The sequence below is a fragment of the Aquipuribacter nitratireducens genome, assembly GCF_037860835.1.
Lineage (GTDB): Bacteria > Actinomycetota > Actinomycetes > Actinomycetales > JBBAYJ01 > Aquipuribacter > Aquipuribacter nitratireducens.
The window spans coordinates 125829-152532 of sequence record NZ_JBBEOG010000009.1 but is presented as its reverse complement, the minus strand read 5'-3'; the positions used below and the strand labels follow the sequence as shown (position 1 = coordinate 152532).

Here is a 26704-nt window from a genome sequence, read left to right as displayed (position 1 = left end):
CGGGTCGTAGGACATGAGCTCCTCACCGGGCACGCCGTCGAGCTGGACCGGGACGAGGACCGCGGTCGGGATGGCGTGATCGGGTTCCTCCCGGAGCCAGTCGAAGATCCGGGTGTTGCCGTCGGTGAGGGTCCTGACGATGTCGCCGTGGCCGTAGCCGCTCCACCGGACGATCTCGTCCGCGCCGTAGCCGGCGGACGAGAACCGCGTGCAGTCCGGCACGTTGCGGCTCGTCCGTGCCAGGACGACCCCATCCGAGCTGACCGTGACCTCGAGGTCCCCGGCGAAGTCGAGGGACGTGAAGGCTCGCGTCTCGCCGGCCTCGGCGGAGAACTGGTACTGGTTGTTGAACCGACCGCCGGTGACGGTGACCTCGAAGACGGTGGTCGAGTCGGCCTCGGCGGTGACGGTGCCGAAGATCTCGACGAACCCGAACTGGTCGTACACGAAGCACGACGAGATCGAGACGGTGGCGGCCGCAGCCGCGAACGCGGCGGTCGGGCCGTCGTTGGGCAGCGACCGGACGACGAAGCCGTCGTCGGGGTAGGAGGCGACGTCACCGGAGCCGGGCCGCACGTCGTGGACCGTCGCGGCGGCCGGCCCGGCGAGACCGGCGAGACCGGCGGCCAGGACGAGGGAGAGCGCGAGCGCGGGCGCGCCCGATCGGGCTGAGAGCACAGGAAGTCCCTTGGGGTGAGAGACCGGGACCCCTCGCCCCGGCGGCTCATCATGCGACACCTGTCCTCGGCAGGTCGGCGAGTTGCGGACGCTCACCCCGGTGCGTCACCACGACGGCGGATGCCGCCACGGGAAGGTCTCCCGTGACGGCATCCGATCATGGTGCGGGCGCGCAGGCCGTACCGGTCAGTCGCCCTCGACGTTCACCCGGACCGCGTCGACCCAGTACCGGCCCCAGTAGGTGTCGATGAACGTGCCGGTGCCGCCGCCGGCCTTGAGGTCGATGAGGACGTGGCGGCCGGTTGCCGAGTTGTAGAGCGCCACCTCGGACAGGGCCGTCCGGTCGCTCTCGAGCGCGGTGACGACGTCCCAGCCCTTCGACCACAGCCGGTCGGAGAACGTGCCCGTGCTGCCGCTCGCGAAGAGGTTGACGAGGACCTGCCGGCCGGTGACGGAGTTGTAGACCATGAGCTCGGAGAGACGGTCGGTGTCGAGCTGGATGGGCTCGACGGTGTCCCAACCCTTCGACCACTGCCGGTCGGAGTACGTGCCCGTGGTGCCGTTGGAGAAGAGGTTGACGAGGACCTGCCGGCCCGTGACGGAGTTGTAGACCACGAGCTCACTGGCCGCGTCGGCGTCCAGCTGGACGGGCTCGACGACGTCCCACCCGCGGGACCACTGCCGGTCGGAGTACGTGCCGGTCGAGCCGTTGGCGAACAGGTTGACGAGCACCTGCCGACCGGTGACGGAGTTGTAGACGACGAGCTCGCTGAGGGCGTCCCCGTCGAGCTGCACGGGCGTGACGACGTCCCAGCCCTTCGACCACAGGCGCGTGCTCACGGGCGTGTAGCCCACGACGTCGTCGTAGGCGTAGAAGGTCTGCCGGCCCGTCACCGGGTCGTAGGACATGAGCTCCTCACCCGGCACCCCGTCGAGCTGGACGGGCACGAGGACAGCGGTGCCGGTGTCGCTGAACGAGTCCTCGATGACGAGGTCGAACCACTCGGTGTTGCCGTCGGTGAGGGTGCTGACGATCTCCCCGAATCCGTAGCCGTCCCAGCGGACGATCTCGTCGCTGCCGTAGGTCGACGACACGGTCGTGGGGGTGCAGTCGGGCACGTCGCGGCTGGCGGAGGCCAGCGTCGCGCCACCCGAACCGATGGTGACGGTCGTCGGACCGGTGACGTCGAAGAGGCTGAACTCCCACGTCTCCCCGGCGGGCACGAGGACGCTCTCCTGCCAGTCCTCGATGTCGTTGACGATGCGGATGGTGAATTCGGTGTCCGCGGCCGGGTCGGCCGTGAGGCTGCCTCCGAGCTCGACGTAGCCGAACGAGTCGTACACGAAGCACGACGAGATGAACGCCGTCGCGCTGGCCGCTGCGACCCGCGCCGTGCCGGGCGCGGATCGGGGCGACCCGACGGGGCGGAGGGTGAGTCTACCGTCGGCCACCCGCGTGTCGCCGGCGACGTCGCGCGTCTCGACGGGGGCGGAAGCGGCCGCGGGGCCGGCGAGGCCGGCGGCCACGACGAGGGCGAGCGGGAGGACGAGCGCAGGCGCGCCCGATCGGGCTGAGATCACAGGAAGTCCCTTGGGGTGAGAGGCCGGGACCCCTCGCCCCGGCGGCTCATCATGCGCCACCGCAGCCTCGTGGGGAACGCACACACGGGAACTCACCCGGCTGCGTCGCTCCCCGACCCGACGGACAGGGTCTGAACCCCACGCCACGACCGGCCCGCTCCGAGCGTCAGGGGGGTGAGTAGAGCGGGCTCCACGCAGACGAACTCGGCCTCGCCGCCGGCGTGGACGTCACCCGGTGCCCGGCCGGGTCCCGGGTTCCACACCACGCGCGAGTCGAATCCCCGGGCGGTGAGGGTGACGGCACCCGACCCGCCGTCGTCGACGACGACGGCACCCGCCTCTCCGTCCGCGACGCCCTCGACGGCGACGTCGAGCGGGCCGACGACCTCGATCGGACCGTCGACCGGCCACGGAGGCTGCCCGTCGTTCGGCCGGGCGAGCAGCCCCTCGAGCCCCGTGACCCGGGTGCCGGTCGTCGAGGCGACCCGCAGGTAGGTGTGCAGGGCGGCGGTCATCGTGAGGTCGTCGGTGCCGTCGTTGCGGGCCGTCAGCTCGATGTCGAGCGTCGAGCCGGACGCCCGCACCTCGAGGTGGAGGGCGAACGCGTGCGGGATCGGTGTCGTTCCGGCGTCCCCGGTCAGGCGCAGCCGTGCGACCGCGTCGCCCCTGTCGTCGCTCCCGGCGCCCATCACCTGCCACGCCCGGTCGCGCGCCACCCCGTGGCGTGGCCCCGGGCCGCGGTCGGAGAACTGCGGCCAGATCACCGGCACGCCGCCGCGGATCGCGACGCCGTCCCCGCATTCCGTGTCGCGGCTCAGCCACAGCCGTTCCGTCCCACCGACCGGCGTCCACCCGAGCACGTGCCCGCCGTGGGCGCAGAAGCGGACGGCGGCACCGTCGCCCGACTCGACGGTGAGGGGGCTGCACGGCTCCGACGGGGTGCTCATGCCCTGAGCGTGCTGCAGACCGCGCCCCGCACGCACCTCGCGCGGGGCGCGGTCGCAGGTGTCAGTCGCCTTCCAGGTTGACGCGGACGGCGTCCGCCCAGAAGCGGCCCCAGAAGGTGTCGATGTAGGTCCCGGTCCCGCCGCCGGCCTTGAGGTCGATCAGCACGTGACGTCCGGTGCCCGAGTTGTAGAGCGCGAGCTCCGACAGAGCGGTGCGATCGCTCTCCACCGCGGTGACGACGTCCCAGCCCCTCGACCACTGCCGGTCGGAGAAGGTGCCGGTGCTGCCGTTGGCGAAGAGGTTGACGAGGACCTGCCGGCCGGTGACCGAGTTGTAGACCATGAGCTCGGAGAGACGGTCGCTGTCGAGCTGGATGGGCTCGACGGTGTCCCAGCCCTTCGACCACTGCCGGTCGGAGTACGTGCCGGTGGTCCCGTTGGAGAAGAGGTTGACGAGGACCTGGCGGCCGGTGACGGAGTTGTAGACGACGAGCTCACTGGCCGCGTCGGCGTCGAGCTGGATCGGCTCGACGACGTCCCAGCCGCGCGACCACTGCCGGTCGGAGTACGTGCCGGTGGTGCCGTTCGAGAACAGGTTGACGAGCACCTGCCGACCGGTGACGGAGTTGTAGACGACGAGCTCGCTGAGGGCCTCGCCGTCGAGCTGGATCGGTGCGACGACGTCCCAGCCCTGGGACCAGGTCCGGCGGCTGATCGGGGAGAAGCCGTCGACCTCGTCCCACTGCCAGAACGTCTGGGTGCCCGTCTCCGGGTCGTAGGTCATGAGCTCCTCGCCGGGTGTGCCGTCCACCTCCACGGCCACGAGGACCGCGGTGCCGGTCTCCGAGCCGAAGTTGTCGACGAGGAGGTCGTAGAACTCCGTGTTCCCGTCGGTGAAGGTCGAGACGACCTCACCGACCTGGAAGCCGTCCCAGCGGACGATCTCATCGCGTCCGTAGACGCCGGAGACGGTCGACGGCGTGCAGTCGGCCACGGTCCGGTTCGCCGAGGCGATGACGGACCCGTCGACCGTCACCGTGGTGGCGACCGGTCCGGTGTCCGTGATGATCGAGAACTGGCGTGTCTGCCCGGCGTCGACGACGAGCATCTCCTGCTGCTCCACGCCCGGGCTGACGACCCGCACGGTGAAGACCGTGCCCGGGGCGTCGGAGGTGACCGTGCCGACGACCTCGGCGGCGCCGAAGGAGTCGTACACGAAGCACGAGGAGACGGACACGGTGGCGGTCGGGGCCGCGGCGGCGGCCGTGCCGGCGGACTCCGCCTCAGCGGAGTGGGAGGAGACGCGGATGCCCCGGTCCCCCTCGGAAGGGGCGGCGGCCACGGGGCCGGCCGGCCCCGCTCCCGTCGCGGCGACGACAGCGAGCGCGAGCGCGCTCCAGCGGATACGTGGCATGGGAGCCCCCTGTGGACCCGGGCCGGGACGCCGTCGTCCCAGCGGTGACCCATGGTGAGGCCGCGCCGTCCGGGAGGGAAGTACGTACTTCGGACCCTGATGTTCACGAGGAGGGACCGCGGGTACGCGTCGAGGGACACGGAGCACAGAGGACCGAGGAGGAGACCATGGCGCACGACACCCGCGACGACGACCGGACGGCGCAGCACGGTCGCGGCGGCGACCAGGGTGACGGCGGCCACGACCGCGGGCACGGCGGTGGCGGCATGTACCTGCGGTTCGCCGCGATGATCGGCACGGCCATGGTCGTCATGTACTTCACGATGTACGTCGGCAGCTGGGAGTGGAGCCACGTCCGCTTCAGCGAGAGCCGCGTCTTCATGGCGCTCACCATGGGCGGCACCATGGGGCTGATCATGCTCGGCTGGATGCTCAACATGTACCGGAGCACCCGCAACAACGTGATCATCGTATTGGCGAGCCTGCTGCTGTTCGGTGGCGGCGTGTACCTCGACCGGAGCCAGGTCACGGTCGACGACACGGGGTGGATGAGCGCAATGATCCCCCACCACTCGCTCGCGATCACCCGTTCCGAGCGCGCCGACATCGACGACGTCCGCGTGTGCCGGCTGGCCGTCGAGATCAGCGAGGCGCAGCGACGCGAGATCGACGAGATGGAGTGGCTCATCGCCGACATCGAGGAGAACGGGATCGCGGCGACGGTCGACGAGGCCGAGGAGCGGCCCGTGCCGGACTTCCCGGCAGAGGCGCTGCGCGACTGCCCCGGCGGGGGGTGAGCCGAGGTCAGACTGGGCGGCGTGGACCTCACCGCGTTCGACGCCCTCAGCTTCGACTGCTACGGCACGCTCATCGACTGGGAGGCCGGGCTCCTCGCCGTCCTCGCGCCGTGGGCCCGTGACCACGGTCTCGACGTGTCCGACGAGGGCCTCCTCGTCGCGTACTCGGGTCACGAGGCCGCCGTCGAGCGCGAGGAGCCGTCCCGGCTCTACCCGGACGTGCTCGCCGAGGCGTTCCGTCGCACGGGTGCGGCGCTGGGCCGTGACGTGGACGAGGAGTGGGCCCGGCGGCTGGGCGGGTCGGTCCCCGACTGGCCCGCGTTCCCCGACTCCGCCGACGCCCTCAGGCGGCTCGCGGCGCACTACCGGCTGATCATCCTGTCGAACGTCCACCGGGCGGGCTTCGCCGGCAGCAACCGGTGGCTCGGGGGCGACTTCGCGCGCGTCGTCACCGCGGAGGACGTCGGCGCCTACAAGCCGGCGGTGCCGCACTTCCGCGCCCTGGACGCGGCGGTCCGCGAGCTCGGCATCGAGCGCTCCCGTCTCCTCCACATCGCGCAGAGCCTGTTCCACGACCACGTGCCCGCCCGTCGCGAGGGGCTGCGGTCGGTGTGGATCGACCGTCGCCACGACCGGCCCGGGTGGGGCGCGACACCGGAGCCGGCGGGGGAGTGGTCCTACGACGCCGCGTTCCCGTCGATGAGGGCCTTCGCCGACGCGGTGGAGGCGGCTCACGACGGTCCGTGAGACACGGTCGCGACTTCTGTCGCCAAACGGTGTAAAGATGGTCGCAGCGCCGCAAAAGCGGCGAGCCGCGTGTCGGCGACCGCCGTCGCGGCCCGTACGACCCAGGGAGTTTCGATGAGGAGACCTCTCACGCTGGTGGCCGCGGCCACCGCACCGCTCGTGCTGTCGCTCGGTGCCGTCCCGGCCCAGGCCGCCCCGCCCGACGCGTCGGGCACGGCGGTCTTCACCCTCGACGCCGAGGTGCAGGACGGCGGGCAGCAGGTCGTCTCGCTGACGATCGACGCCCGAGTCCTCGGGATCAACCCGAGGAGCCTGTCCGACGACACCTTCAGCGTCCGGGCGACCGGCACCAACCCCTACCCGTCCCTCGAGGGTCCGGTGTTCGGGACGTTCGACGACGTCGAGCGGGAGGTCGTCGACGTCCGGATGGAGCCGGGCGGCCGGCTCGTCATCGACCTGGAGGACGGGTTCGGCACTCCCGGTGCCGGCACGCTCGCCTACGCCCTCGGCCCCGGGCGCAACGTCGAGCTCGACCTCGCGTACACGGTCACGCAGGAGGAGCCGATCACGGCGCGCGGCGACCGTTCCTTCACCTTCGCCTCCCTCGAGCAGGGCGAGGTCGTCGACCCCGAGGTCGACGCGTTCGCCGACGGCGAGGCGAACGGGCTCGCGTACCGCCTCTTCACGCCCCGCCAGGGCGGGGAGCGGCCCCTCGTCGTGTGGCTGCACGGCGGCGGCGAGGGCGGCTGGGCCGGCTCGTACGACAACGACCTCGCCCTGCAGGCCAACCGCGGGGCGCTCGGCTTCGCCACCGCCGAGGCGCAGCAGATCTTCGGCGGCGCGTACGTCCTCGCGCCGCAGGCCCTCGACTTCTGGCTCAACGACCCCGCCCGGGGGTACTCCGAGCAGCTCAAGGGCCTCATCGACGAGGTCGTCGCCGAGAACCGCATCGACACCGACCGCATCTACGTCGTCGGGGCCTCCAACGGCGGGTACATGACCGCGCAGCTGGTCGCGGACTACCCGGACTTCTTCGCCGCCGACGTCCCGATCGCGGCGGTCCGGCTCTTCGGTGGCGACGTCATGCTCACCGACGACGAGCTCGACGCGATGGGCGGCACGCCGACGTGGATCGTCCACGCGGTCAACGACCCCGTCGTGCCCTTCGGGCCCAACGGGCAGTACATGGCCGAGACCGTCGACGGCGCGCTGCTCAGCGCCTACCCGGACGTCACGTACGACGGGGTGACGTACGACGGGCACTGGTCGTGGATCTACGTCGCCCGCAACGACCCCGCGACGGACGACGGGACCCGCATCTGGCAGTGGCTGGCCGACCAGGAGCTGTGACTCGGGCTCCGCGCCGGACATGACGAGGCCGGGGAGGTCGAGCGACCTCCCCGGCCCGTCACGTCCCGCTCAGCCCGAGCGGGTGGGGTCCCGCCTCAGTTGCCCTGCCGGCTCAGCCTCGGCTGGAGGATGAAGAGCCCGCGGTCGATGCTGCTGACCGCCACCACGCCCTTCTGCCCGAGGTAGGCGTAGTTGCTCCACGTCCCGCCCTCGAACGTCGTGTTGTCGTTCTCGGGGTAGACGTCGAAGAACGCCGCCTCGCTGAGGCCGCCGCCGGCCAGGTCGCGGGTGTCGTACACCCGCAGGCCGGAGGTGTAGTTCGACGCGTAGGCGTAACGGCCCTGCGTGTAGATGTTGTGGTCGATCGACGTGGTGTCGTTCGCGAACGCCTGGATCTCGACGATGTAGTCGAGGTCGCTGACGTCCCACACCCGTGTCGTCGTGTTGATGCCGCGTCGCTGCTCGTCGAGCTCGTCGCCGTGGAGGAAGAACCTCTTGTCGGGCGTCAGCCACCCCTGGTGGCTGTAGCCGTCGTTCTCGTAGCCCTCGCGGGCGATCGAGACGGGGTTCGCCTTGTCCGTGACGTCGACGATCGCGACCCGGTGCAGGCCCCCGGCGCCGCTGGAGGTGGCGTTGGAGTTGAAGCAGATCTCGCGACCGGTGTAGTCGGTGTCCGGACCGTCGTACACGACGCACTGGGTGTCGTGGATGTAGCCGTGGTCGTCGAAGCACCCGGCGTACGTCGGCGACGTGGGCTCGCTGACGTCGACCATGTGGAGCCCGGTGCCGCACACGGCGGGCGGGTCGTTGGCCACGACGCTGCCGGTCGCGGGCAGGCCCGCCTTGATGGTCGCGCCGTCGGCCTGGCTCACCATCACCGCGGGGATGGTGATGGTCGGGTCGGCACCGCCCATGAGGATCGTGCCCGCCCCGTTGTTCGCCACGACGACCCCGACGGCCCCGGCGTCCTGGGCGTTCTTCACCTTGATGGTGAAGGCACAGGTGCCGCGGTCGACGATCGCGATGGCGCCCGCGGGGAAGCCGACGAGCGGGGTGCAGCCGAGCGTGCTGCCGCCGCCGTCGACGCCGAGGGCGAAGGCGCCGCTGAACCCGGCCTGCGTCGGGGCGGGGCCGAAGACGGCGCCGTTCGCGAGGTAGCTCCCCGCGGCCGCGGACGGCGGGTCGACCGTCACCGTGTAGGGCAGCGGCTGGGAGGAGAAGGGACCGGCGCCGACCGAGTAGGCGAAGCCCGTCTCCTCGTTGATGTTGATGTTGTGCGCCGAGCCGTGACCGGTGTACCGGGCGTCGACGTCGTACGTGGTGTAGGTGCCGTCCCAGTCGCGCAGGCGGGTGAGGTCGAAGACCTGGATGCCGTGGTTGGTGTGCTCGGACACCACGAAGGCGTGGTTCTCGTACACCTTGATGTCACGCCAGGTGGAGCCGCCGGCCGTCGAGGCGGTCGGGAGGATGCCGAGCACCTGCGGGCGCTTCGCGTCGCTGATGTCGACGAACACCGTGCCGTTGGTCGCGCCGACGAGGGCGTAGTCCTTCTTCGACTGCGGGTCGGTCCACCCCCAGATGTCGTTGACGAACGTGGTGCCGAGCTCGTTGTGCGACACGTGGCTCAGCAGGTCGATGCCGTCGCAGGGGAAGAAGTCGGCCGCCATGCCGTTGATGCACGGTGCCGACGTACCCGGGGCGTTCCCCTTGGCGGCGCCCTTGGAGCCGCTCGTCGACGTCGTCGACCAGTCACGGTCGAGCTTGGTGACGAGGCCCTCGTACTTGTAGACGGACGTGGTCTCCCCCGGCACGTCCGTGATCTCCGGGTGGTGCGCCTGCGCCGGTGACATCGCCACCGCCGCGAACATGCCGACCGTCGCGGCGACCGCCGCGATCCGCTTTCTCATGACGTCTCTCTCCGCCAGGGGTCGAGGACCCCATGCGCCGAGGCTGGAGGCGGATGGGGCGCCGTGCACCGTTGCGCGACATGACCCGTTCGGGAACGTACCTCAGGGACGGTTGGTACGGGCAGGGGTAAGGCGGCCAGAGCGGGACTGCATATTGCAGTAACTGCAATTCATCTCTACAGTTACCGCCATGCCATCACCTCTGCAGGCGTCCCCGCCCCCCTTGCTCCGTGCCGAGCACCTGTCGAAGACCTACGGGCGCGGCGACGGCGCCTTCCGCGCCCTCCGTGACGTGTCGATGGAGGTCTCCGCCGGCGAGGCCGTCGCCGTCGTCGGCAAGAGCGGCTCCGGCAAGTCGACGCTCATGCACGTCCTCGCCCTCCTCGACACCCCGGACGAGGGACGCCTCCTCGTCGACGGCGAGGACGCCACCGGCCTCAGCGCCCGGCAGCTCGGCCGGCTTCGCAACGCGCGCTTCGGCTTCGTCTTCCAGCAGTTCTTCCTCGTGCCGAGCGCCACCGTGCTCGACAACGTCGTCCTCCCGCTCACGATCGCCGGCGTGCCGGCGGCCGAGCGCCGCCGCCGAGGCATGGCCGTGCTGGAGCAGCTGCAGCTGGCGGACAAGGCCGGCAACCGGGCGACCGCGCTGTCCGGCGGGCAGAAGCAGCGGGTCGTCATCGCCCGTGCCCTCGTCACCGAGCCGGACGTGCTGTTCGCCGACGAGCCGACCGGCAACCTCGACAGCGCGACGGGCGCGCTGGTCGCCGACGAGCTGTTCGCCCTCAACCGCGAGCGGGGGATCACGCTCGTCCTCGTCACCCACGACGAGGACCTCGCCGCCCGCTGCGACCGGCAGGTGCTCGTGCACGACGGCCGCGTCCGCCTCGCCGAGGAGGTGGCGGCATGAGGACCACCGACCTCGTCCGCGCGGCCGTCGCGAACACCTTCCGCAGCCGGCTGCGCACGACGCTCACCGTGCTCGCGCTGTTCGTCGGCTCCTTCACCCTCACCCTCACCACCGCCCTCGGTGCCGGCGTCACCGACTACGTGACGCGTCAGGTCGACTCCCTCGGCGCCGACGACGTGCTCGTCGTGACCGCGGCGGCCCCGGACACCTCCGACGGCCCCGCCGCCTACGACCCCGACACCGCCGCGTCCGGCGCAGCGGCCACGAACCCCCTGCCCGGGGCAGGCGGCGGGTCCCTCACCGACCGCAGCCTCGAGCAGCTGGCGGAGGTCGACGGGCTCTCCGACATCGAGCCGGTGCGGGCGACGGCCGTCGACTACGTGCGGGCCCTCGACGGCACGGACGAGCAGCGCTACCAGCTGAGCCTCGCCCCCACGGCCTCGATCGGGCGGGCCGACCTCGCGGCGGGCGACCAGCTCGACCCCGACGGGACCGCCCGGCAGGTCGTGCTCCCCGAGGACTACGTCGAGCCTCTCGGGTTCGCCGACCCCGCGGACGCCGTCGGTGCCACCGTCGTGCTCGCCGTCACCGACGTCCTCGGGCAGCAGCACGAGGTGGAGGCCGAGCTCGTCGGCGTCACGAACCCGAGCCTGCTGTCCGGGGGAGGGGGCGCGAGCGACGCGCTGGTCGCCGACCTCGCCGAGCTGCAGGCCGCCGACGTCGAGCAGCGGCCGCTGTACGCGGTCGCGACCGCCCGGTTCGACCCGGCCCTCGACGACGACGCGGTCGAGGCGCTCAAGGCCGAGGTCGCCGACCTCGGCATGACGGCGCAGACGGTCGAGGACCAGCTCGGGCTCGTCACGACGGTCATCCGCGGCATCACCGGCGTGCTCAACGCCTTCGCCGTCGTCGCGCTCGTGGCGGCGGCCTTCGGGATCGTCAACACCCTCCTCATGAGCGTGCAGGAACGGACCCGGGAGATCGGGCTCATGAAGGCCCTCGGCATGAGCAGCGGCCGGGTCTTCGGCCTGTTCAGCCTGGAGGCGGTGGTCCTCGGTCTGCTCGGCAGCCTCCTCGGGGTGCTCGTCGCCACCGTCGTCGGGACCGGTCTCAGCTCGGCGCTCGCCGCGGGGCCACTCGCCTCGCTCGGCGGGCTCGACGTGCTCCTGTTCCGGCCGGAGGCCGCCGCGGGGGTCGTCGGTCTCATCGTGGCGATCGCTTTCCTCTCCGGTACGCTCCCGGCGCGCCGGGCCGCGCGGCAGCAGCCGATCGACGCCCTGCGCTACGAGTGAGGAGGTGAGGGCCGGGTGGACCCCGCCGCTAGGAGCGCCGCGGCGCCCGCGCCCCGCAACGCGCGGGGGCTGGCGACCGCACGGCGGATCCACCGTGCGGCGGTCCACCTGGCCGCCACCGTCGGCCTCGACGCCCTCACCGTCGACGCGGTGTGCGCCGAGGCGGGCATCAGCCAGCGGACGTTCTTCCACCACTACCCGACGAAGGACGACGCCCTCCTCGGCACCGACCTGCCGTCGGTCTCGACCGAGCGGGCCAACCGCTACCTCAGCGACCCGACCGTGCCGATCCTGTCCGGCGCGGTCGCCCTCATCGACCTGCCGGTGGTCGCCGACGAGGACCCGGCGACCCATCTCGCACAGCTGCGCCTGCTCGCCGGCTCGCCGGCTTTGCAGGCCCGCCAGGCCCAGCGGTTCATGCCGGTCCTCCACGAGCTGCGGGGTCTCGTCCGGCTGCGGCTGGAGGCCCTCGCCCGCGCGGAGGGACACGACGTCGACGAGGCGACGCTCGACGAGCAGGCCGACCTCGTCACCGCGCTGGGGGCCGCCCTCGCCAACGCGGCGGTCCGCCGGCTCGTCGACGGGGAGCGTGTGGCCCTGCCGGACCTCGCCCGGGTGACGGAGCCGCTCGAGGGCCTGTGGGGGCAGCTCGTGTAGGGCGCTCGAGCCGGCCCTTGCCATCCTGGGCTAACGGCGTTAGCTTATGGCTAACAACGTTAGCCGAGGAGGCGTGTCATGAGCAGCACCCACCGCACGACGATCGACGAGACGGCACCGGCCGTGACACGGCAGGAGCGGGTCGTGGGAGCCGCGCCCGCGCGCGTCCTCGCGCTCCTGCGCGACGTCACCGCGTGGCCGGCGTGGCAGCCCGAGGTCCAGCGGGTCGACCGGGTCGAGCCCCAGGGCCTCCTCCGGGTCGGCAGCACGTTCCGCTGGCGCTCCGGCGGAGTGTGGATCACCTCCACGGTCGTGGAGCTCGAGGAGGGCCGCGCCATCGCGTGGACCGGTCGCGCGGTCGGCACCCGAGCCGTCCACACCTGGGTGCTCGACGAGGTACCCGGTGGCACCCGCGTCCGCACGGAGGAGTCGATGAGCGGCTGGCTGCCGCGCCTGCTGCCCGGCGCCGTGCGCCGCACGCTCGAGAACGGCGTGGCGAGCACCCTCGACGCGCTGGCTGCGGAGGCCTGAGCCGTGTCGACCACGACCGTCCTGGCGCGGCTCGCGTGGGCCGCCGTCGGTCTCGCCGCGGGCGGCGCGAGCGTCGCCCTCGGCTCCCCGTGGCTGCTGCTGGCGTGGCTCGTGCCCGACCTCGGCGTGCTCGCCGGCGGGTGGCGCGTGGTCGACGCCGCCGGGCGCCTCACCCGCCGCGCGGCGCTCGGCTACAACGCGGCGCACTCGCTCGTCGGTCCGGCGCTGCTGGCCGCGGTCGCGGCGCTCGTGGCGGCGCCGACCGGTGGCGCCGGGGCCGCGAGCTGGCTCGCGGCGGTGGCGGCGCTGTGGCTGTGCCACATCGGCGTCGACCGCGCGCTCGGGTACCGGCTCAGGCCCGTCCCGCCGCGACGGAAGGAACAGGCGCGACCCGTGCGCGAGGTCGCCCGTGCCTGAGGACCGTCGCGCCCAGGCGACCCGTATCGCCCGGCGGATCCTCGACGAGGAGGGGTGGGACGCGATCACCATGCGCCGGCTCGCCGACGAGATGGGCATCCGCGCCCCCTCCCTGTACAAGCACGTGCGGGACAAGGACGAGCTGAGGTCCGCCCTCATCGCCCAGGGCCTCGCCGAGCTCGGCGGGTCGATGGCCGAGGCCGGGCCCGACCTCGCCCGACTCGCCGCCGCCTACCGGGCCTGGGCCGTGGCCAGCCCGCACCTGTACCAGCTCGCCACCTACGGCCCGCTCGACCGCTCCCGGCTGCCCGCCGGTCTGGAGGACGAGGCCGCCGCCCCGCTGTACGAGGCGCTCGGCACCGAGCACCGGGCGCGGGCCGCGTGGGCGGCGGCGCACGGGCTCGCGGTGCTGGAGATCACCGGCCGCTTCCCCGAGGACGCCGACCTCGACGCCGCGTGGCAGGCGATGGTCGAGGCGTTCACCGGCGCCGTTGGCAGGAACGGGCCCCGCGCGTCCTGACCGCGCACGTCGTCACGACCGGTCGAGCGGATCCACGGCCGTGACGTGCGGCAGGAACCGCCGGAAGTCGGCGACGTTGCGCGTGACGAGCACGTCGAGCCCGTGAGCCTGCATGACGGCGACGAGGTTCGCGTCGTGCACCTGCTTCCCGCGGCAGCCCCTCTCCTCGACCAGGCGCAGCAGGCTGTCCGCCACCGCAGTGGTCTCCTCGAGCATGCGCAGGGCCGAGCGGAGCGCCCGCACGTTCGCCACGACGTCACTCGGGTCGAGCCCGAGACCGTTGACCGCGATCGGGCGGGTGGCGACGACGACGTACTCCCGCAGGACCTGACCGCTCACGTACAACGAGACACCGTCCGCCGGCCACCGACGGAGCACCGCGTCGGCGGCGGCGTGATCCGGTCGGGCCTCGTCGGTGGCCGCCAGCAGCACGTTGGTGTCGACGAACACCCTCTCAGCGGGCGCCGTCGTCATACATCTCCTCACGGCTCCACGTGGTCGTCCCCGACGTCCGAACCGTCCGGAGCGTCAGCTCCGGTGCAGCGGTGACGACGGGCCGTTCGGCAGCAGCCGCAGCCAGGATGTCCCGCAGCTCCTGCTGGACCGAGTGACCGTTCCGCTCGGCGCGTTCCTTGAGCGCGGTCAGGACCGACGCGGGGACGTCGCGTACATGGACTGCGGGCATGCCTGATCCTAGCGCTAGCGCTAGCGCCGACTGCCGGGCGAAGGACGCGGACGCGTTCCCCCCGTGCCGGGCCGGCACCGGTCGTGCTGCTCCGACACCGGAAGAGGACCTCCTGCGCGACGTCGAAAGGGGATCTCCGCCGAGTCGACCGTCCTGTCACCCGAGGGACGCGCGCGTGGCGTCCGGCGGTCGGGCACGACGCATCGACGGAGTGAGCGACGACGTGCCTGTCCGCGGGGTCGAATCCCCACCTGCGACCTGGTGTGGTGGCCCCGAGAGGATTCGAACCTCCGACACACGGTTTAGGAAACCGTTGCTCTATCCCCTGAGCTACGAGGCCTGACGAGCCCCGAGCCTACCGTTCGCGCACGCACCCGCCCGCGCGCCGGGGCGGGAGGTCCCCGGCGCGCGGTGCGCGGGTCGAGCGGTCAGCGCCGCTCGTCGTCGACGTCCACGTGCTCCTTGCGCACCTGGCCGGAGACCTCCTCGGTCTCCGTCGCGGTCTCCTTCTCGAGCCGGACCCGCTCCTTCGGCACCGTCTCGGTGCCGACGACGGGCCGCTCCTCGTGGACGACGACCTCGTGCTCGTCCTCCGAGATGTCCGGCCCGGCGAGGGCCTCGTCCCGGTTCTCGTCGGTCACGGGCTCCCGCTCGACGCGGACCTCCTCCTTCGTGACGGGCACCTCCACCTGCTCGGTGTCGGTCGTCACGTACTTGCGCAGCCGCGCACGGCCGGCCTCGCGCTGCTCGGTGCCGACGCGGAGCCGCTCCTCGGAGACGGTCATCGCGTCGTCGGTCCCCGCGTGGCGCCCGCTGCGGGCGACGTCCTCGGTCCTGTCGCCGTAGGTCTCGCGCCCGTCCGTGCCGGTCGTCGTGCCGGCGAAGGTGCCGGTATCGGGGGTGTCGCCCGCTGCTGCCTGCTCGCCGGTGCCGACGCTGTCGTACGCCAGGCCGTAGTAGCCGTACAGGTCGCGCTCCTCCTCCCGCGAGATGTGCCCGCCGGGCTCGACGTTCGGCGCGTCCTTCACCGTCTTCTTGTCGTAGGGCACGACGACGTCGTCGCCCTGGAGCTCCGCCCGGTCGAGCGGCACCAGGGACTCCGAGGTCCCGAGCAGGCCCGTCATGACGCTCACCCACGCCGGCTGGTCGGTGTCGTCGTCGAGGTACACGGTCCGCACCGAGCCGATCTTGTCGCCGTCCGTCGATCGGACGGTCGAGTGCGTGAGCCGTGTGACGTCGGTATCGCTGATCATCTGCTTCCCTTCCGTGGTCGGGCGCAGGGGGCGCTGACGGGCCACGGGTGCCCGGGGACGTCGAAGCGAAACAGCGCGGGGCCGTTCGATCGCGTGTCGAGCGCGTCAGTGGCTCATCTCACGTCCCCGCGTGAACCCGGCCGCCTCGCGGGTACCGAGAGGCCATGACCGATCTCACCGCCCTCGTCCTCACGTGCACGCTGTCCCCCTCCCCGTCCGAGTCCAGCTCGGAGCTGCTCGGCGACCAGGTCCTCGCCGCCCTCGAGAAGCACGGGGTGAGCGGCGAGAACGTCCGCGTCGTCGACCACGCCGTGACGTTCGGGGTGCAGAAGGACATGGGGGACGGGGATGCGTGGCCTGCGATCCGTGACAAGGTCCTCGCCGTCGACATCCTCGTGGTCGCCACCCCCATCTGGATGGGGCAGCCCGCCTCCGTCGCGAAGGTCGTGCTCGAGCGCCTCGACGCCGAGATCGCCGAGACCAAGGAGAACGGCAACCCGATCCTCTTCGACAAGGTCGCGGGCGTCGCGGTCGTCGGCAACGAGGACGGCGCGCACCACGTGAGCGCGGAGGTCTACCAGGGGCTCAGCGACGTGGGGTTCAGCATCCCGCCGCAGGCCGTCACTTACTGGGTCGGTCAGGCCATGGGCTCGACCGACTACAACGAGCTCGACGAGACCCCGGAGAAGACGCGGGGCACGACCGACACCCTCGCCCGCGTCCTCGCGCACCTCGCTCGGGTGCTGAAGGAGAGCCCCTACCCCGCAGGGTGAGCACCAACGCCGGTGCCGTGTCACGCCGCGGCACCGGACGGCACCCGTCCCTGCCGACACCGGTCGACAGGGAGGAGCGCGGACGTGCGCACGTCCGTCAGCGTCGTCGACGCCGGCTCGGGGGAGCTCCGCGACGTCCTCGTCGACGCCGACCCGGCCACGCCGGCCCACGAGGTGGCGAGCGCGCTCTGCGGGGTCGAGGGCGCACCTCCTCCGACGTTGTACGTCGGCGGTCGCGCACTGGACCCGCGCCTCCCGATCGCATCCGCGCTCCTCGACGGCACCGTCGTCGGTCTCGGTCACCCGGCCGGCACCGCTCGACACGAGCCGGACGGCCTCGTCGAGGTCCGGGTGGTGAGCGGTCCGGGTGCCGGCACGGTCGTACGGCTGGCTCCCGGGGTCACGTGTCTCGGCGGAGGACCGACGGACGAGGTCAGGGTGCCCGCGCTCGGCGTGTCACGGGTCGGGCTCGACGTCGACCCCGACGGCACCGTCCGCATCCTGCCCAGGTCGGACCGGCAGTCGACGATCCTGGACGGCGAAGCGGTGACGGGAGGGACCCGCTGGCCCGTCGGCTCCGTGCTGCGCCTGGGACCCTGCCTGCTGCAGCTGAGCCCCGTGGAGCCTCGCGACGCCGCCGTCCGGCTCGGCGAGGACGGGTCGACGCTCGCGTACAACCGCCCCCCGAGGATCCTCCCGCCGGAGCAGCAGACCCTGTACCGGCTCCCGCAGCCGCCCACGGCCCCGCACCGGCGGGCACTGCCCGTGGCCGCGGCACTCGTCCCCCTGGTGCTGGCGGTGGCCATGGCCCTCGTCCTGGACCGCTGGTACATCGTCCTCTTCGGGCTGATGACGCCCGTCCTGCTCGTCGCGTCCCACGTGCACGAGCGCCGCTCCGGGCGGGCACGTCACCGCGCCGAGGTCCGCGACTACGAGATCCGACGGGACGAGGTGCTGGCGGACGCGACGGCAGCCGTGGTCGACGAGCGCCACTCGCGTCGCCGCGCGGCCCCGGACCCCGCGGCGGTCCTCCTCATCGCCGACGGGCCGCGGTCCCGGCTGTGGGAGCGCCGACGGACCGATCCCGACTACCTCCTGCTGCGCGTCGGCACCGCCGACCTCCCGAGCGAGGTGGTCGTCGAGGACCCTGCGAGGCCGGAGCACCGGCGACGGTCGGTCGAGGTGGTGACCGACGTCCCGGTGTGCGTGCCGTTGGCCGAGCGCGGCGTCGTGGGGGTGGCCGGGTCCGGGGGCCGCGCGCGCCAGGTCGCCGGGTGGTGTCTCGCGCAGCTGGCGGTCCTGCACTCCCCGTCCGAGCTCGCGCTCGTGGTGCTCACCGACGCCGGTGCCGCGGAGGACTGGGACTGGGTGAGGTGGCTCCCGCACACCGCACCCGACGAGGCACTCGACGCGGTGCGTCTCGTGGGGACCGACGCCGACACGTGCGCGCGCAGGATCGCCGAGCTCGCCGCCCTCGTCGCGGCACGGCGCCAGGCCGCCAGGGCCGGGGCATGCGGTGCTCCCGACGTCGTGGTGGTGCTCGACGGTGCGCGACGGCTGCGCTCGCTGCCCGGCGTGGTCCAGCTGCTCCGCGACGGTCCGGCCGTCGGGGTCCGGTTCCTGTGCCTCGACGACCACAGTCGTCTGCTCCCGGAGGAGTGCACGGCCGTCGTCCGCGTGGAGCAGCGTCCGGAGCGGGTCGAGGAGGAGACGTTGTGCGTCGCGCAGCCGCGCGTCGACGACGTGCCCGGTGTCCGTCCGGATCTCGTACCACGCGCGTGGCTGCGCCGGGTGGCGCGGGCGATCGCACCGCTTCGGGACGTCGGCGACGACGCGCAGGGCGTCCTCCCCGCCCGGGCGCGGCTCCTCGACGTCCTCGGGATGGAGACGCCGGACGGGGAGGCGCTGGCCGACCGCTGGTCGCGTGCGGGCGCCTCGACCGAGGCGGTCGTGGGGCTCTCGTCCGACGGCCCGTTCACGGTCGACCTGCGCGGAGACGGACCGCACGCGCTCGTGGCCGGCACCACCGGCGCCGGCAAGTCCGAGCTGCTGCAGACGCTCGTCGCCTCCCTCGCGGTCGCCAACCGGCCCGAGGCCATGAACTTCGTCCTCGTCGACTACAAGGGCGGCGCCGCCTTCCGCGACTGCGCCGACCTGCCCCACACGGTCGGCCTCGTCACGGACCTCGACCCGCTGCTGGCGGAGCGTGCCCTCGTGTCCCTGCGGGCCGAGCTGCGTCGTCGCGAACGCATCCTGGCCGATGCCGCGGCGACGGACCTCGACGACTACCGGAGGCGCTCGAGGGGCGAGGCGGCCACCCTCGCGCGGCTCGTCGTGGTCATCGACGAGTTCGCCTCCCTCGTGCGCGAGCTGCCGGACTTCGTCACGGGTCTGGTCGACGTCGCCCAGCGAGGACGCAGTCTGGGCCTCCACCTCGTGCTCGCCACCCAACGACCCTCGGGTGCCGTGTCGCCGGAGATCCGCGCCAACACCAACCTGCGGATCGCCCTGCGCATGACGGATCCCACGGAGTCCGCGGACGTCCTCGACGCCCCGGACGCGGCAGGAATCAGCCGGACCACGCCCGGCCGGGCCTACGCGCGCCTCGCGGCCGGCAGTGTCGTGCCGTTCCAGACGGCGCGTGTCGGTGGCCGCTGGCCCGAGCAGGGCAGCGACGTCACCGTCCCACCGCCGTGGGTCGCCACCCTGCCGACGTCGACGCTGGGACGGCCGGTACCGACACGGCCGTCCGGTCCCGTGCCGGCGACGCGGGAGGCGGAGGGCGCCGATCACGGGACGACGGACCTCGCCGTGCTCGTCGCCGCAGCCCGCGCCGCCGCCTGCCACCTCGGCGTGGCCCCACCGCACCGCCCATGGCTGGACCCGCTCCCCGCCGTCGTGACCCTCGAGGACCTCCGTGGTCGTGCGACGTCGCAGGCGCGCGGCAACCGGCCTGGCGCACCCCACCCCGCAGCCGGCTTCGCGGTCGAGGACCGACCCGACCGGCAGGCGCAGCCCGTGCTCGGCATCGACCTGCGAGCCTTCGCCCACCTGTGCGTCGTGGGGGCGCCCCGCAGCGGCCGGTCCCAGTCGCTGCGGACGATCGCCGGGAGCCTCGCAGGCGCGTACGGGACCGCCGACCTCCACCTCTACGGCCTCGACTTCGGCACAGGGGCGCTGCTCGCGCTCACCGCCCTCCCGCAGTGCGGCGCCGTGGTGCAGGGCAGCGAGGTCGACCGGGCACGGCGCCTGTTCACCCGGTTGCAGGAGGAGCTGGTCCGGCGCGCGCAGGTGCTCGCAACGGGCGGCTTCGCCGGCGTCGAGGAGCAGCGGCGAGCGGTCGCGCTCGAGGAGCGCCTCCCGCACCTCGTCCTGCTGCTCGACGGCTGGGAAGGCTTCGCCGCCGGCCTCGGCGAGGCCGACGGCGGACGATGGACGGAGGTCCTCCACCAGTTGCTGCGCCAGGGTGCGGGTGCCGGCGTGCACGTCGTGCTCGCCGGCGACCGACGCCTCCTCACCTCACGGACGGCCACGCTCGTGGAGGACAAGCTCGTGCTCAGGCTCGCGGAGCGCACCGACTACGCCCTCGCCGGCGTCGCTGCCCGGACCGTTCCCGCGCACCTCCCACCCGGGCGCGCCCTCCACGCCGGCACAGGCACAGCGGTGCAGATCGCGCTGCTCGACCCGGACCCCACCGGCGCGGTGCAGGCAGCCGCCCTCGCCCGCATCGGAGCGGCTGCGAGGCGTTGCGGGAGCGGTGGTCCGACGACTCGGCCGGAGGCCGGATCGCCTGCACCCTTCCGGGTCGACACGCTGCCCGCGCGGCTCGACACCACCGAAGCCCGCCGCCTGCGACCGCCGGACCAGTTGTCGCCGTTGTGGGCGATGGTCGGTGTGGGCGGCGACGAGCTCCGTGCTCACGGCCCGGACCTCGCCGTCGCCTCCACGTTCCTCGTCGCCGGACCACCCCGATCGGGTCGCTCGTCGCTCCTGCGCGTCATGGCGTCCTCCGTGCTCGCGCAGGGCGGCGAGGTCGTGGTCCTCGCGCCACGCCCCTCGCCCCTGCGCGAACTGGCCGCCGAGCCCGGCGTACGTGGTGTCCTCACGAACGCGACCCCCGAGCAGCTCCAGCGGCTGACCGAGCCGGCGGGCCCCGTCGCCCTCGTGGTCGACGACGGTGAGCTCGTCGCCGACGCGCCCACGACGCAGTGGCTGCGGGACTACGTGCGCGCGTGTCCCGGCAGCGACCGTGCCGTGGTCCTCGGCGGTGCCCTCGGGGAGGTGGCGAGCGGCTTCTCCGGGTGGCAGGTCGACGTGCGACGGGGGCGTCGCGGTGCGCTGCTCAGTCCCCAGGCTGCGCTGGACGGCGACCTCATCGGGGTCGCCGTGCCGCGCAGTGCCATCGGGGCGCCGGCGCACCCCGGACGGGCTCTCGTGCATCTCGGCGACGGTCGCCTGCTCTCCGTCCAGGTCCCGGCGCCGTGACCCGCTCCCGTCGTCGGTGGCGGACGCGACGAGGCCCCGGTCCGCCGTGGACCGGGGCCTCGCAGCGGTAGGCCGCGTGGGCTCAGTGACCGAGCTGCTGGGCGAGCTGCAGGTCGGCGTCCTCCAGCGTCTGAGCGGCGACGTCGAGGAAGGCCGACATCCCCTCGATGCCGCCGACCACCTGCAGTGCGCCGCTGCTGAACTCCTGGTGTCCGGCGTCGAACGCCTTCGACGACCGGTCGGTGACGTAGCCGCCGGCCACGAGGCCCTCGACGAGCGAACGGAGCCGGTGCAGCGTCCCCTCCAGCTCCGCCTGGCCGGCACGCAGGCGCGAGGCGGCGTCCCGCATGTCCGCGTAGGTGACGGTGATGTTGGCCATGTCGCGTGATCCCTTCCCGGAGGGCCCGCGGGCGCGGGCACGTCGTCGACGGGTGTCCTGAGGGAGGACGGCGTGACGGGCCGGGCGGCGTGACGCACGTCACCCGGGAGGGAGCAGGTGGCGAGGTGACGGACGGCCGAGCACGCGATCGGGCAAGCGATCGGGCAAGGCTGTCTCGACAACCTCCCGTCCCGAGAGGCCGACCGTCGGCCCGGGAGGAGGACCCCTCATGAGCGTGTCGAGCAACGTCGTGGCCCGCCGTCCGCAGCGTCGCAGCACCGGCCTCGCGGGACGGCTCAACGCCGAGTGGCACGCCCACGTGGCTGCGGAGGTCAGCCGCGCGCTCGGCGGGTGGGCGGCCGCGGAAGCGGCCCTCGACCTCGTCGACGCCACCGCGCTGGAAGCGGCGGCGTCGCAGCGGGACAACGACGAGGTGCTGCGTGCCCTGCTCCGGCTGCACCGCGACGGCGACGCGCTCGCGGGTCGCGCGCTGCTCCAGCTGTGCCTCGGGGTCGCGCTGGGGCTGGCGCGTCGGACGGTCCACCACGCCGGCGGGGACCACGAGGAGTCGGAGGCGCGCGCGGTCGCCGGTCTCGTCGACGTCCTGGCGGTGGTGCCGCTCACGGCGCGGTCCCGGCTCGTCGACCGGGTCGCGCTCGATCTCCTCGGACGCCTCACCCGCGAGTCCCGTCGCGCGCTCGGGGAGCACGCGGTCGGTACCGCGGTGGACGTCGAGGTCGCCGGGGGGTCCCGCGCGACGGCAGCCGGCCCGCACGGGCGTCCGGTCGACGAGCTCCCGCGCGCCGACCTGGCGGTCCTCCACCTGCTCGTCGAGGGCACGCGCGGCGGTGTGCTGCGCCGGGAGGACGCGGTGCTGCTGTGGGACGTCCACAGCCCGGGTGGCCCGGGAGGCATCGAGGAGCTCGCCCGGGCGCGGGGGATGGCCGGTCCGGCGCTCCGCCAGCGCGTCTCACGCGCCCGACGCCGCCTCGTCGCCGCACTGGCGGTCTCGGTCGCGACTCCGCAGGTCAGCGCCGCGTGACGACCCGGCCGCGGAGAGTCAACGACCTGGTACAGCCCAGTCAGGGGTGGGTTAGCATCCGCTCGAACGTGCACCTGGCGGGTGCGGGCCCACAGCCCGGACCCGCCCGCGAAGGGGACCGACACGGCACGCGCGTCGGGGTGGCTCGCCTACTACACAGCACGGGGACGACATGACGACGCACACCGCGCCGGCCGACGCCGGGCGACCGACCGGTCGCCCCGTGCCGCGCCCTCGACCCGTCAGCCCGCCGCGCACCCGTCGACGGCCCGCCCTGCTGGCGCTCGGCGTCGCGCTCGTCGTCGTGTCCGCGCTCGGCGCGGCCGCGCTGTTCACCGCCTTCAGCGGCACCGAACGGGTGCTCGTGGTCGTGTCGGCCGTGGACGCCGGGCAGCCGGTGCCGGCGGGAGCCCTCGCGGTCACGGACGCCACCGTCACGCCCGACCTCGCCGTCGTCCCGGCGGGCGAGCTCGACGCCGTCGTCGGCGCCACTGCGCTCGTGCCGCTGCTGGCGGGGCAGCTGCTCTCGCCCGACGCGGTGGGCGAGGGGCCGGCAGTCCCCGGTGACGGCCGCTCGGTCGTGGGCCTGCCCCTCTCGCGCACGCAGCTGCCGGCCACCGGGGTCCAGGCGGGTGACACGGTCCTCGTCGTCGACACACCCCAGGCCGGCGGTGACCCGCCGAGCGGTGTCCCGGCGGCCATCGAGGCGACGGTGCTGCGCGTCGCGGTCGACGACGTGGACCCGAGCCTCGTCGTCGTCGACGTGGTCGCACCGGTCGACGACGCACGTCGCCTCGCCGCGCGGGCGGGGACGGGCCGCATCCACGTTGTCCTCACCGACGGCGTCGCGCTGCAGCGGGCCGACTGATGCTGCTCAGCCTCGTCTCCGCCAAGGGCTCGCCCGGGGTCACCACCGCCGCCCTCGGCATGGCGCTGCTGTGGCCGAGGGCCGCCGTGCTCGTGGAGGCCGACGTCGCCGGGTCGAGCAGCCTCCTCGCGGGCTGGCTCCAGGGCAGCGTGCGCCACGACCGGGGGCTGCTCGGCCTCGCGTTCACGGCCACCCGACGCGCCGTCACCGCGAGCGACCTGTGGGAGGAGTCGCTCGTCGCGCGGGACCCCGACGTCGTCGTGGTGCCGGGCATCCCGAGCCCCGAGCAGGCTGCGGCTCTCGGGCCCGTCTGGTCGGCGCTGCCCGGGCTCGCAGGGGACCTCGAGACGGCCGGCACCGACCTCCTCGTCGACACCGGCCGGCTCGGCGCGGCGGGCGCACCACGAGCCGTGTGGGCCGCCAGCGACCTCGTCCTGCTCGTCACCGGCACCCGGCTGCCGGACGTCGCAGCCGCCCGTGCCTCCGCCCCGCGGCTGCTCCGCGACCGGCTGCCCGCCGCGGCCCAGAACGTGGGCCTGCTCGTCGTCGACACCGACGGGCCCTACCCGGCGCAGGAGATCGCGAGAGCCGTCGGCCTCCCGCTGGTGGGGTCGCTCCCGCGGTCACGCCACGCGCGTGCACTGAGCGACGGGGGCCCGCTCCACCGTCTGGCCACCACACCGCTCGGACGGTCGCTGGCGGCGCTCGGCGAGGGCGTGCAGCGGTTCGTCGACGCCCGACGCGCGTTCCTCGACCCCCGATCGGAGGGCGGTCCGCTCAAGGCGGAACCCCTCGCTCCGGCAGCGGTCGCCTCGGCCGCCACGCGCACGGAGGAGGGGACGTGGCAGAGCGCGACCAGGTGACCGCGATCCCCGACCTGCCCCTCTTCGACGAGGGCACGCACGTCCCGGGACCGGGAGGGCGCGCCGCGCCCGACGCTCCGACCACCCGGACGGTGGCCCCGACGACGCGCGGCGACGCCGACCCGTACGCGCGACGACGGCGCCAGCGCCCCCTGCGCGGCTTGGCCGGGTCCGAGGCAGACGCGACCGCGGCGCCGGGGCGTGGCTCCTCGGTACCCACCGACGTCGCGCCGCCTCCCGTCGCCGGGGAGGAGGGGATCCGGACCGCGGAGCCTGACACCGGGACGGTCAGCTGGGACGCCGTCCGCGAGCTGCGAGCGCAGGCCTCGACGCGCCTGGCGGCACGGCTCCGGGGCGGCGTCGCCCTCGCGCCCGAGGACCGGCGGGCACTCGGACGTGCCGTGGTGGAGGAGCTGCTCACCGAGCGGGACCGGGCCGCGACGTTCGACGGGCGTACGGTCGCCGGGCCGCAGACCCGCCGCGCTCTCGCCAAGGCCCTCGACGACGCCCTCTTCGGCCTCGGCCGGCTGCAGCCGCTCGTCGACGACCCCGACCTGGAGAACATCGAGATCACGGGCCACGACCGCGTCGTCGTCGAGCGGGTCGGTGGCGCGCTCGAGCGCGCCGCACCCGTCGCCGACAGCGACGCCGAGCTCGTCGACTACCTCCAGTTCCTCGCGAGCCGGGCGAGCGACAGCAACGACCGCCCCTTCAGCGCGGCGCACCCCCGCCTCCACCTCAACCTGCCCGGCTCTCGCGCCCGGCTCGCGGCCGTGGCGTGGGTGACACCCCGCCCGGTCGTCCGGATCCGCCTGCACCGACTGATCGACGTCACGATGGCCGACCTCACGGGCCTCGGCACCGTCGACCGGCGGCTCGCGGACTTCCTCCGGGCGGCGGTGCGCGCGCGCAAGTCCGTCGTGGTGAGCGGTGACATGGGCGCAGGGAAGACGACGATGCTGCGCGCCCTGGCGCGCAGCATCGACCCGGACGAGGCCGTCGCCACGCTCGAGACGGAGTACGAGCTGTTCCTCCACGAGCTGCCCGGGTACGAGCGGGTGATCGCGCTCGAGGGACGGCCCGGCTCGGGTGAGCGCGGCCCCGACGGGCGCCCTGTCGGGGAGATCACCGTCGAGGACCTCTTCGTCGACGTCCTGCGGCTCAACGTCAGCCGGATCATCGTCGGGGAGGTGCGTGGTCCCGAGGCCGCCGCCATGTTCAAGGCGATGCAGGCCGGGGCGGGCTCGCTCTCGACCGTCCACGCCAAGAACGCCGCCGACACCATCGAGCGGCTCACCCTCGCGGTCCACAGCGCCGGCGGCACGGAGTCCTACGCCGACCGTCTGGTCGCGCAGCAGATCGACTTCGTCGTGCACATGGCCTCCGTCCGGGACGCGGAGGGACGGCGACGACGAGTGGTGGACGAGGTCGTGGAGGTGACCCGCGGCGAGGGCGGGCGACCCGCCACCACCCTCGTGTTCCGGCCCGGTCCCGGGCGACGCGCCGTGCCCGCCGTCCCACCGTCCTGCCTCGCCGACCTCGAGGCCGTCGGGTTCGACGGCTCGCTCCTCGACGGCGGCTGGGACGCGACCGACGACGACTTTCGGGAGTGGGACGGCACGTACGGCGGGGGGACGCCGGCGGAGCCGCCGGAGCGGGCGGAGTCGGGATGACCGCCCTCCTCGTGGGCGTGCTCGCGGGCGGGGCCGGGCTCGGTGTGCTCCTCGTCGTGCTCGGACTGGCGCCCCCGCCCGAGACCACGCCGCCCGGCGCCCGTCGCTACGCCGCTCCGGGCCGTCGCTCCCTCCGCCGGCCGCTCGACCGGCTGCTCGGACGTCGCCTGCCTCGCCCCGCGCGCCGACGGCGTCAGGCGCTCCTCACCGCAGCTCTCGTCTCCGGGCTCGTCCTGTGGCTCGTGACCGGCTTCGCCCTCGCGGCCGTCCTCGTCCCCCTGGCCGTGCTCGGCATCCCGCTGCTGCTCGGTCGACCGCGCGGCGCGGTCGACGTCGAGCGGCTCGACGCCCTCGAGCAGTGGACGCGCAGCCTGTCCGGTGTCCTCGTCGTCGGCAGCGGGCTGGAGAGCGCGATCACGGCGAGTGCCGCCTCGGCGCCCCTCGCGATCCGCGAGGAGGTGGGTCTGCTCGCCGCCCGGATCACCGCCCGCTGGCCGACCGAGCGGGCCGTCCGGCAGTTCGCCGACGACGTCGACGACGCGACCGCCGACCTCGTGGCGGCGACGCTCGTCCTCGGGGCGCAGCGCCGGGGCGACGGGTTGGCGGCGGTGCTGGAGGACCTGGCGGCCAGCGTCGCGGAGGAGGTGAGGACGCGTCGTGCGGTCGAGGCCGACCGGGCGAAGCCGCGCACGACCGCGCGGATCGTGACGGGGATCGCGCTCGCCGGGGTCGTCGGGTGCTTCCTGTCCGGCTACTTCGACCCCTTCCTCGCCGGCGCCGGCCAGGTCATCCTCGTCGTCCTGCTCGGGCTCTTCGTCGGCTGCCTGGTGTGGATGAGGGCCGTCACCGCGGGCGCGACGACACCGCGCTTCCTCACCGCCGCGGAGACCGCCCAGAGCCCGGCCGGTGCACCGGCGGCCGACGTCGGGGGGCGGTGA

The 26704-nt window shown here is 73.6% G+C and carries 25 protein-coding genes and 1 tRNA gene; 16 read left to right on the top strand and 10 right to left on the bottom strand.

Going from position 1 to position 26704, the window contains the following annotated elements; translation table 11 throughout:
• The 4 genes from WAB14_RS15685 to WAB14_RS15670 form a co-directional block, all read right to left on the bottom strand.
• On the bottom strand, positions 1-678 hold a 678-nt coding region (locus WAB14_RS15685; RefSeq protein ID WP_340271187.1), incomplete at its 3' end, for a hypothetical protein.
• Between the two features lie 186 nt (positions 679-864).
• Positions 865-2259, bottom strand: a complete 1395-nt coding sequence (locus WAB14_RS15680) for a hypothetical protein (protein ID WP_340271186.1) — start codon at positions 2257-2259, stop codon at positions 865-867.
• Positions 2260-2351: 92 nt separating this feature from the next.
• A complete protein-coding gene (locus WAB14_RS15675) occupies positions 2352-3206 on the bottom strand; it encodes an aldose epimerase family protein (RefSeq protein ID WP_340271185.1) in 855 nt (284 codons plus the stop codon).
• Positions 3207-3267: 61 nt separating this feature from the next.
• Positions 3268-4620 carry a hypothetical protein gene (locus WAB14_RS15670; RefSeq protein WP_340271183.1) on the bottom strand — a complete coding sequence of 451 codons (1353 nt, stop codon included), beginning with the start codon at positions 4618-4620 and terminating at the stop codon, positions 3268-3270.
• A 167-nt stretch (positions 4621-4787) separates the two neighbouring features.
• Between WAB14_RS15670 and WAB14_RS15665 the strand changes: the two genes are divergently transcribed.
• The 3 genes from WAB14_RS15665 to WAB14_RS15655 all read left to right on the top strand — a co-directional run bounded on the left by WAB14_RS15665 (position 4788) and on the right by WAB14_RS15655 (position 7514).
• Complete coding sequence (locus tag WAB14_RS15665) at positions 4788-5417, top strand: DUF305 domain-containing protein (protein ID WP_340271182.1); 630 nt, start codon at positions 4788-4790, stop codon at positions 5415-5417.
• A gap of 21 nt (positions 5418-5438) precedes the next feature.
• A complete protein-coding gene (locus tag WAB14_RS15660; RefSeq protein WP_340271181.1) occupies positions 5439-6164 on the top strand; it encodes an HAD-IA family hydrolase in 726 nt (241 codons plus the stop codon).
• Between the two features lie 114 nt (positions 6165-6278).
• Positions 6279-7514, top strand: coding sequence for a prolyl oligopeptidase family serine peptidase (locus WAB14_RS15655; RefSeq protein ID WP_340271179.1), 1236 nt, complete (start codon positions 6279-6281; stop codon positions 7512-7514).
• A 95-nt stretch (positions 7515-7609) separates the two neighbouring features.
• On the opposite strand, the gene WAB14_RS15650 is transcribed toward WAB14_RS15655, so the two are convergent.
• Positions 7610-9421, bottom strand: a complete 1812-nt coding sequence (locus WAB14_RS15650; protein ID WP_340271177.1) for a choice-of-anchor B family protein — start codon at positions 9419-9421, stop codon at positions 7610-7612.
• Between the two features lie 190 nt (positions 9422-9611).
• Here WAB14_RS15650 and WAB14_RS15645 point away from each other — a divergent pair, with 190 nt between their 5' ends.
• The 6 genes from WAB14_RS15645 to WAB14_RS15620 all read left to right on the top strand — a co-directional run bounded on the left by WAB14_RS15645 (position 9612) and on the right by WAB14_RS15620 (position 13745).
• Positions 9612-10328, top strand: a complete 717-nt coding sequence (locus WAB14_RS15645) for an ABC transporter ATP-binding protein (RefSeq protein ID WP_340271175.1) — start codon at positions 9612-9614, stop codon at positions 10326-10328.
• Positions 10325-11620: an ABC transporter permease gene (locus WAB14_RS15640; RefSeq protein WP_340271173.1), complete on the top strand. Its 1296-nt coding sequence runs from the start codon at positions 10325-10327 to the stop codon at positions 11618-11620. Before WAB14_RS15645 ends, WAB14_RS15640 begins: the two co-directional genes overlap by 4 nt.
• A 15-nt stretch (positions 11621-11635) precedes the next feature.
• Positions 11636-12277, top strand: coding sequence for a TetR/AcrR family transcriptional regulator (locus WAB14_RS15635; protein WP_340271171.1), 642 nt, complete (start codon positions 11636-11638; stop codon positions 12275-12277).
• A 78-nt stretch (positions 12278-12355) separates the two neighbouring features.
• A complete protein-coding gene (locus tag WAB14_RS15630; RefSeq protein WP_340271169.1) occupies positions 12356-12808 on the top strand; it encodes an SRPBCC family protein in 453 nt (150 codons plus the stop codon).
• A 3-nt stretch (positions 12809-12811) separates the two neighbouring features.
• On the top strand, positions 12812-13225 hold the full coding sequence (locus WAB14_RS15625; RefSeq protein WP_340271167.1) for a DUF4260 family protein: 414 nt from the start codon (positions 12812-12814) through the stop codon (positions 13223-13225).
• Positions 13218-13745 carry a TetR/AcrR family transcriptional regulator gene (locus WAB14_RS15620; RefSeq protein ID WP_340271166.1) on the top strand — a complete coding sequence of 176 codons (528 nt, stop codon included), beginning with the start codon at positions 13218-13220 and terminating at the stop codon, positions 13743-13745. Before WAB14_RS15625 ends, WAB14_RS15620 begins: the two co-directional genes overlap by 8 nt.
• A 12-nt stretch (positions 13746-13757) precedes the next feature.
• Here the strand turns inward: WAB14_RS15620 and WAB14_RS15615 are convergent, their stop codons facing one another.
• The 4 genes from WAB14_RS15615 to WAB14_RS15600 form a co-directional block, all read right to left on the bottom strand.
• Complete coding sequence (locus WAB14_RS15615; RefSeq protein ID WP_340271165.1) at positions 13758-14219, bottom strand: type II toxin-antitoxin system VapC family toxin; 462 nt, start codon at positions 14217-14219, stop codon at positions 13758-13760.
• Complete coding sequence (locus WAB14_RS15610; RefSeq protein WP_340271163.1) at positions 14200-14430, bottom strand: FitA-like ribbon-helix-helix domain-containing protein; 231 nt, start codon at positions 14428-14430, stop codon at positions 14200-14202. The genes WAB14_RS15615 and WAB14_RS15610 overlap by 20 nt, the downstream gene beginning before the upstream one ends.
• Before the next feature lie 264 nt (positions 14431-14694).
• Positions 14695-14770: transfer RNA gene (locus WAB14_RS15605), tRNA-Arg, on the bottom strand.
• Between the two features lie 88 nt (positions 14771-14858).
• Positions 14859-15683: a DUF2382 domain-containing protein gene (locus WAB14_RS15600; RefSeq protein ID WP_340271161.1), complete on the bottom strand. Its 825-nt coding sequence runs from the start codon at positions 15681-15683 to the stop codon at positions 14859-14861.
• Between the two features lie 164 nt (positions 15684-15847).
• On the opposite strand from WAB14_RS15600, the gene WAB14_RS15595 reads away from it, so the two are divergent.
• Both WAB14_RS15595 and WAB14_RS15590 read left to right on the top strand, forming a co-directional pair.
• Positions 15848-16456, top strand: a complete 609-nt coding sequence (locus tag WAB14_RS15595) for a flavodoxin family protein (protein WP_340271160.1) — start codon at positions 15848-15850, stop codon at positions 16454-16456.
• Positions 16457-16540: 84 nt separating this feature from the next.
• The gene (locus WAB14_RS15590) at positions 16541-20941 is read left to right on the top strand and encodes an FtsK/SpoIIIE domain-containing protein (RefSeq protein ID WP_340271159.1); all 4401 of its coding nucleotides are present in this window, start codon (positions 16541-16543) and stop codon (positions 20939-20941) included.
• A gap of 82 nt (positions 20942-21023) precedes the next feature.
• On the opposite strand, the gene WAB14_RS15585 is transcribed toward WAB14_RS15590, so the two are convergent.
• Positions 21024-21320 carry a WXG100 family type VII secretion target gene (locus WAB14_RS15585; RefSeq protein ID WP_340271157.1) on the bottom strand — a complete coding sequence of 99 codons (297 nt, stop codon included), beginning with the start codon at positions 21318-21320 and terminating at the stop codon, positions 21024-21026.
• 229 nt (positions 21321-21549) lie between these two features.
• Between WAB14_RS15585 and WAB14_RS15580 the strand changes: the two genes are divergently transcribed.
• The 5 genes from WAB14_RS15580 (at position 21550) to WAB14_RS15560 (ending at position 26704) form a co-directional block, all read left to right on the top strand.
• Positions 21550-22362: a hypothetical protein gene (locus WAB14_RS15580; protein WP_340271155.1), complete on the top strand. Its 813-nt coding sequence runs from the start codon at positions 21550-21552 to the stop codon at positions 22360-22362.
• 172 nt (positions 22363-22534) lie between these two features.
• On the top strand, positions 22535-23230 hold the full coding sequence (locus tag WAB14_RS15575) for a hypothetical protein (RefSeq protein WP_340271153.1): 696 nt from the start codon (positions 22535-22537) through the stop codon (positions 23228-23230).
• Entirely contained in the window at positions 23230-24093 is an 864-nt protein-coding gene (locus WAB14_RS15570; RefSeq protein ID WP_340271152.1) for a CpaE/TadZ family protein, read from the top strand. The genes WAB14_RS15575 and WAB14_RS15570 overlap by 1 nt, the downstream gene beginning before the upstream one ends.
• The gene (locus WAB14_RS15565; protein ID WP_340271151.1) at positions 24072-25766 is read left to right on the top strand and encodes a TadA family conjugal transfer-associated ATPase; all 1695 of its coding nucleotides are present in this window, start codon (positions 24072-24074) and stop codon (positions 25764-25766) included. Before WAB14_RS15570 ends, WAB14_RS15565 begins: the two co-directional genes overlap by 22 nt.
• Positions 25763-26704 (top strand): type II secretion system F family protein, encoded by a 942-nt coding sequence (locus tag WAB14_RS15560; protein WP_340271149.1) that lies wholly within the window; start codon positions 25763-25765, stop codon positions 26702-26704. Before WAB14_RS15565 ends, WAB14_RS15560 begins: the two co-directional genes overlap by 4 nt.

Coding starts and splice junctions, on each gene's coding strand:
- WAB14_RS15675 (WP_340271185.1), bottom strand. CDS start 3,206: ATGAGCACCCCGTCGGAGCCGTGCAGCCCCCTCACCGTCGAGTCGGGC.
- WAB14_RS15670 (WP_340271183.1), bottom strand. CDS start 4,620: ATGCCACGTATCCGCTGGAGCGCGCTCGCGCTCGCTGTCGTCGCCGCG.
- WAB14_RS15665 (WP_340271182.1), top strand. CDS start 4,788: ATGGCGCACGACACCCGCGACGACGACCGGACGGCGCAGCACGGTCGC.
- WAB14_RS15655 (WP_340271179.1), top strand. CDS start 6,279: ATGAGGAGACCTCTCACGCTGGTGGCCGCGGCCACCGCACCGCTCGTG.
- WAB14_RS15650 (WP_340271177.1), bottom strand. CDS start 9,421: ATGAGAAAGCGGATCGCGGCGGTCGCCGCGACGGTCGGCATGTTCGCG.
- WAB14_RS15645 (WP_340271175.1), top strand. CDS start 9,612: ATGCCATCACCTCTGCAGGCGTCCCCGCCCCCCTTGCTCCGTGCCGAG.
- WAB14_RS15640 (WP_340271173.1), top strand. CDS start 10,325: ATGAGGACCACCGACCTCGTCCGCGCGGCCGTCGCGAACACCTTCCGC.
- WAB14_RS15630 (WP_340271169.1), top strand. CDS start 12,356: ATGAGCAGCACCCACCGCACGACGATCGACGAGACGGCACCGGCCGTG.
- WAB14_RS15615 (WP_340271165.1), bottom strand. CDS start 14,219: ATGACGACGGCGCCCGCTGAGAGGGTGTTCGTCGACACCAACGTGCTG.
- WAB14_RS15610 (WP_340271163.1), bottom strand. CDS start 14,430: ATGCCCGCAGTCCATGTACGCGACGTCCCCGCGTCGGTCCTGACCGCG.
- WAB14_RS15600 (WP_340271161.1), bottom strand. CDS start 15,683: ATGATCAGCGATACCGACGTCACACGGCTCACGCACTCGACCGTCCGA.
- WAB14_RS15595 (WP_340271160.1), top strand. CDS start 15,848: ATGACCGATCTCACCGCCCTCGTCCTCACGTGCACGCTGTCCCCCTCC.
- WAB14_RS15585 (WP_340271157.1), bottom strand. CDS start 21,320: ATGGCCAACATCACCGTCACCTACGCGGACATGCGGGACGCCGCCTCG.
- WAB14_RS15580 (WP_340271155.1), top strand. CDS start 21,550: ATGAGCGTGTCGAGCAACGTCGTGGCCCGCCGTCCGCAGCGTCGCAGC.
- WAB14_RS15575 (WP_340271153.1), top strand. CDS start 22,535: ATGACGACGCACACCGCGCCGGCCGACGCCGGGCGACCGACCGGTCGC.
- WAB14_RS15570 (WP_340271152.1), top strand. CDS start 23,230: ATGCTGCTCAGCCTCGTCTCCGCCAAGGGCTCGCCCGGGGTCACCACC.
- WAB14_RS15560 (WP_340271149.1), top strand. CDS start 25,763: ATGACCGCCCTCCTCGTGGGCGTGCTCGCGGGCGGGGCCGGGCTCGGT.